Origin of the sequence: Synechococcus sp. R8-2 (genome assembly GCF_047461715.1) — a bacterium.
In the GTDB taxonomy this organism is placed as follows: Bacteria; Cyanobacteriota; Cyanobacteriia; order Thermostichales; family Thermostichaceae; genus Thermostichus.
Map to the genome: position 1 here is coordinate 1 of NZ_JANSHQ010000444.1, position 4,246 is coordinate 4,246.

Consider the following 4,246-nt stretch of genomic DNA (forward strand, 5'->3'; position numbering starts at 1 on the left):
GGGGAACTGGAACAGACTCCCCTGCATTGGTCACCAAAAAGGATTTCAACGTGATGGGTAGCCCCGGAAAAAGTGGTAGATACAACAGCATCGAAAGGCCTAACTGAATTCAGCTAGGCCATAAAAACCATGCGGCTTTGTACCCCTACCTATTGCGGGCTACTACCAGACTAACAGACTAAAAACCTCAAACTTACAGGCTCGAGCCCAAGCCCACATAGGAGCCATAGAAAAAGAGCCCAACTACCGTGATCACACCCAAACCGGCAACCACAGCCACTATCCACAAAGGGATCCTTGCTTGACTGGTCATAGCAACTGGTCTCCAAAAAAGACAGAACTAGCAGCAATTACATTCTCAGTAAACTTAGCAAAGGGGAGCAAGGGCTAGCCAAAAGCCAGCATTGTCCCCTGCGCTCTTTCCCAACTCCAAGAGCAGAGTGGGATCCTGGCCTCAGTTGAGAAAGTAGCTGGAGAACAACAGCCCAACCACAAACACCAGCAGCAAACCCAAGTAAAGGGAAGTGCGGTTTAGCTCGACAGGTTGGGAGTTGGGATTCCTTTCGGGTTGATCAGCCATTGGGTTCACCGTTGAATAAACTGCATTGCAGCAATAGCTCCCAAGAAGAAAACCGTTGGGATCGCCAAGGTATGTACCGCCAGCCAACGGACGGTAAAAACAGGGTAAAAAACGGGTTCATCAGATTTAGTGGCCATAGATATCACCCTACGCAAAAAGCTCAATCAACTTACAAATTGCAACAACGAATAGTCCACTTACCCACGGGCACTCCTAGCGAGTCAGCCTCTCCAGCTCCTCCAGAGCATTGAAGCGATCGCTAACGATCGGCAACTCCTGGCGTTCTGCCGTGAAATACTCATTGGGGCGCGGGGTGCCAAAAATATCATAGGCCAGGCCAGTGCTCACAAAAAGCCAGCCTGCCAAAAACAAAGCGGGAATGGTCAGGGCGTGAATAACCCAGTAGCGGACACTGGTAATGATATCGACAAAAGGTCGCTCTCCGGTGCTGCCAGCCATGAAACTCCTCCCTAGGGTAGGGGCAAAAGTGCTTTCTGAACTTTCTGAGTCTATAACACAATGATAAGGATTTGGATGCACAACTACAAGTTACGAGACCCTTGCTTAGGCCCTTTGCTGTCAAGCCGGATCCCGTCTTGCATAGGTAAAATCTCCTAAGGGATCCCTGCGGCGAACCTTCTTACCCGAGTTTTCAGAATCTCACTGCCAAAGGGCGCAATCCCAAGGGGCATCGAGGGCTTGAGGATGGGGCGGAAGTTTGAGATAAGCTGGCCCTGAGGGGATGTTGTTGGAACAGGAGTGACAGCTATGCGGTGCTCGTGGCCCCTAGCTCTGAGCTTGTGTTGGACGCTGGGCTGGTCGGGTGTCAGCTTGCCGGCTTGGTCCCAAGGGGTGGAGCAGCAAGCCTCGCTGGCCTGGACCGACCCCTACGTGGCGGCTCTGGAACGTCAGACGGATGTGGTGATCACCCGAGAACCCCTGTCGGCCACCCTGACCCGTCTGGAATTGGCCCAGTGGCTGACGGAGTTTTTCGGCTACATTCCCAATCCCAACCAGGTGCAGGAGATTCGCGACCTGGAGCCCAACACCCCCGACTATTGGACTGCCCAAGCCGTGCTGCAGGCGGGGGCCATGCGCCTATACGAGGGCAACGAGTTTCGCCCGCAAGGGGATATCACCCACCTGGAAGCCCTGGCCATTTTGGTGCGGGCTCTGCAATTGCCTGCTCCCACCCAGGCCGACATTGAGCGCTGGATGGCTCTGTACACCGATGCGGCTGATGTGCCGGAGGTAGGGCGGGCTTTTGTGGCCATGGCAGGCGAAGCGGGGCTGCTGGTGAATGTGCCGGATCCAGCTCGTCTTCAGCCCAATCGGGTGCTGAGGCGAGCAGAAGGGGCGGTGTTGTTGCATCAGGCCCTGGTGTATCGCGGTCAGCTTCCGCCCTTGCCACCCCCTGTGGCCCAGTTGCGTCCCTCCCCAGCCCGGGTGGCCGAGACCGTCCAACCCGAAATCTTCCAAACGCGGATCACTCCCGAGGGAGGAAGTGTTCCTGCAGGGGGAACCTTGACCATTGAAGCGCAGGCCACTCCCAACGGCAGGGCTACGGTTGATATCGGCGGCGTGGTTCAGGGTCTGCCGATGCAGGAGGTGCAGCCCGGCTACTACCGCGCAGTTTATAGCCTTGGTCCTCAGGATGCCGTCTTTGGCCCCGACATCAGTATTCAGTTGACCCTCAATGGCGTCAGTACCCGCGTTCAACGGCGGCTACCTCAACTGGCCTTGGGCAATGTTGCTCCTCCGCCAGTGGAATCAGTATTTCCGCCCCCAGCTCCTCTGCCGCAGCCAGCCCCTTTGACTGCAGCCGGCAATCGCTATCCGCGCATTGAGGCCATTCGCTTGGATCCCCAGCGCGACTTGGTGGAAGGGGACATTCTCACCATTGCCATTTGGGGGGAATCTGGAGGGATCGCCCAGTTTGATCTGGGGAATCTGGCCCTGAACCAGCCGATGCGGGAGGTACGACCCAACCACTACGAAGGCACCTACGTGGTAGCCCCCACCCACCAGGCCAACAATCCCACCTTGCGGATTGTGCTCACCAAGGACGGCCTCAGCCAGGAACATCGGGAGATTTTTCCTTTTTCCATCGATGGCTCCAGAGGAACCCGCTCCACCATTCAGCCGGTTTCCGCACCCGTCGCCACGGGACTGCCCCAGATTTTCAGTGTCACCACCAACAGCACCAATCTGCGCATGGGAGAAATTCTCAAAGTCACCATGCGAGGGGATCCGGGGGGGCGGGCTGCTTTTCGGATTGTTGGGGTAACGCCGGAAGTCGAAATGCGGGAGGTGGCGCCGGGCCTATACGAAACCCAGCAGCAGTTGCCCTTCAACATGCAGCCGGTCAACAACGGCATCATCGAGGTGATCTTGCAAAGAGGGGGCCAAAAGACCACCCAAACCAGCCCCTCGCCCATTACCATCGCCCCTTAGCTAGGATCCCCGAGAAGGCTAAACTGCTGCCTCAAAGGGATCGGCGCTGCGCTGGATCTGGGTAGAGAGCTTGGGGATTACCTGCAGGTTGAACTGTTGCTCGAAGACTTTTTTCTTCTCGTTTAAGCTCCACAACTCTAGGGCACAGTCGTCCTTGGGATGCCTGGGATCCAAAATCAACTCCATGCGGCGGGGGCCTTCTCCCAGGAGCTGAAAACGGCAGTGCAGGGCTTGAATGGCCTGCAGGCGGCGGCGATCCAAAGCACAGGCTATGCGCAGCAGGGGGCTCAGTTCCAGCACCACTTGGCGATCCCGCTCGTCGCTGAGGCGCTGGAAGTTCTCGTGCTTCTTCTTGGGGGGCGACTTGCGGTGGTAGCGGGCCAAGTTGGCGATCACCTCCACCTCTTCTTCGTTGAAGCCCAAGAGTTCTCCATGGCGGATCAGGTAGTAGGAGTGCTTGTGGTGGGCGGCATGGCTGATGAAGTGGCCGCAGTTGTGCAGCATGGCCGCCGCCCAGAGAAGAGCCCGCTCCCGGGATCCCCAGCCATGCAGGATGCCGCGGGTTTGATCGAAAAGGCTGAGGGCAAACTCGGCCACCCGCTCGGCATAGGGGATCTCCACCTGATATTTTTCCGCCAGCTTGAGCACACTGCGCCGCCGCACCGAGCTGTGGTAGCGCAGCCGATCCTCAATCAAGCCTTGGCCGATCATCCAATCCACGATCAGCCCTTCCCGCAAAGCCCGTTCGCAAAACTGGATCCGCTCCACCCCCAGCAGGGTCATCACTTCTTCCAAGATGACCGCCCCGGCTAGGATGATCTCCCCCCGCCTTTCCCCCAGGCCGGGCAGCTTTTGCCGTTCGGCCACCGTGAGGGAGCGCAGCTCTTTGATGTAGCCGCGCAAGGCTTCCAAGCTGAACTCATACCCCTGCAGGCGACTGGGGGGAGCGCCCAAACGACGGCGGGCATCCAACTGGGCCAGGCACTCGACGGTGCCAGAGGTGCCCACCAAAGGCAGGGATCCCTGTTGTTGTGAAGAGGCAAGGATCCGCTTCATCTGCTCGATGGGGGATTCCAGCATGCCGCGGATGTGCTGGCGCAGGGCTTGCAGTTCGGCAGAAGTGGGCGGATCGTGGTGCAAAAAAGCCTGGGTCAGACGCACTGCCCCTACCTTGACGCTGCGCAGAAACTCCGGCTCTTGGCCATTGCCCAA

The 4,246-nt window shown here is 57.9% G+C and carries 6 protein-coding genes; 1 reads left to right on the forward strand and 5 read right to left on the reverse strand.

Annotation, left to right across the window (positions count from 1 at the left end; all coding sequences use genetic code 11):
- Positions 1–193: 193 nt before the first annotated feature.
- The 4 genes from NW819_RS10565 to psbE form a co-directional block, all read right to left on the reverse strand.
- The gene (locus NW819_RS10565) at positions 194–313 is read right to left on the reverse strand and encodes a photosystem II reaction center protein J (RefSeq protein WP_011433112.1); all 120 of its coding nucleotides are present in this window, start codon (positions 311–313) and stop codon (positions 194–196) included.
- A 141-nt stretch (positions 314–454) separates the two neighbouring features.
- Positions 455–580: a photosystem II reaction center protein L gene (locus NW819_RS10570; RefSeq protein ID WP_011433111.1), complete on the reverse strand. Its 126-nt coding sequence runs from the start codon at positions 578–580 to the stop codon at positions 455–457.
- 5 nt (positions 581–585) lie between these two features.
- Positions 586–717: a cytochrome b559 subunit beta gene (gene psbF / locus NW819_RS10575; protein ID WP_011433110.1), complete on the reverse strand. Its 132-nt coding sequence runs from the start codon at positions 715–717 to the stop codon at positions 586–588.
- A 76-nt stretch (positions 718–793) separates the two neighbouring features.
- Positions 794–1,039: a cytochrome b559 subunit alpha gene (psbE, locus tag NW819_RS10580; protein ID WP_011433109.1), complete on the reverse strand. Its 246-nt coding sequence runs from the start codon at positions 1,037–1,039 to the stop codon at positions 794–796.
- Positions 1,040–1,348: 309 nt separating this feature from the next.
- On the opposite strand from psbE, the gene NW819_RS10585 reads away from it, so the two are divergent.
- The gene (locus NW819_RS10585) at positions 1,349–3,034 is read left to right on the forward strand and encodes an S-layer homology domain-containing protein (protein WP_414413715.1); all 1,686 of its coding nucleotides are present in this window, start codon (positions 1,349–1,351) and stop codon (positions 3,032–3,034) included.
- 18 nt (positions 3,035–3,052) lie between these two features.
- Here NW819_RS10585 and NW819_RS10590 read toward each other — a convergent pair.
- On the reverse strand, positions 3,053–4,246 hold a 1,194-nt coding region (locus NW819_RS10590; RefSeq protein WP_414413716.1), incomplete at its 5' end, for an HD domain-containing protein.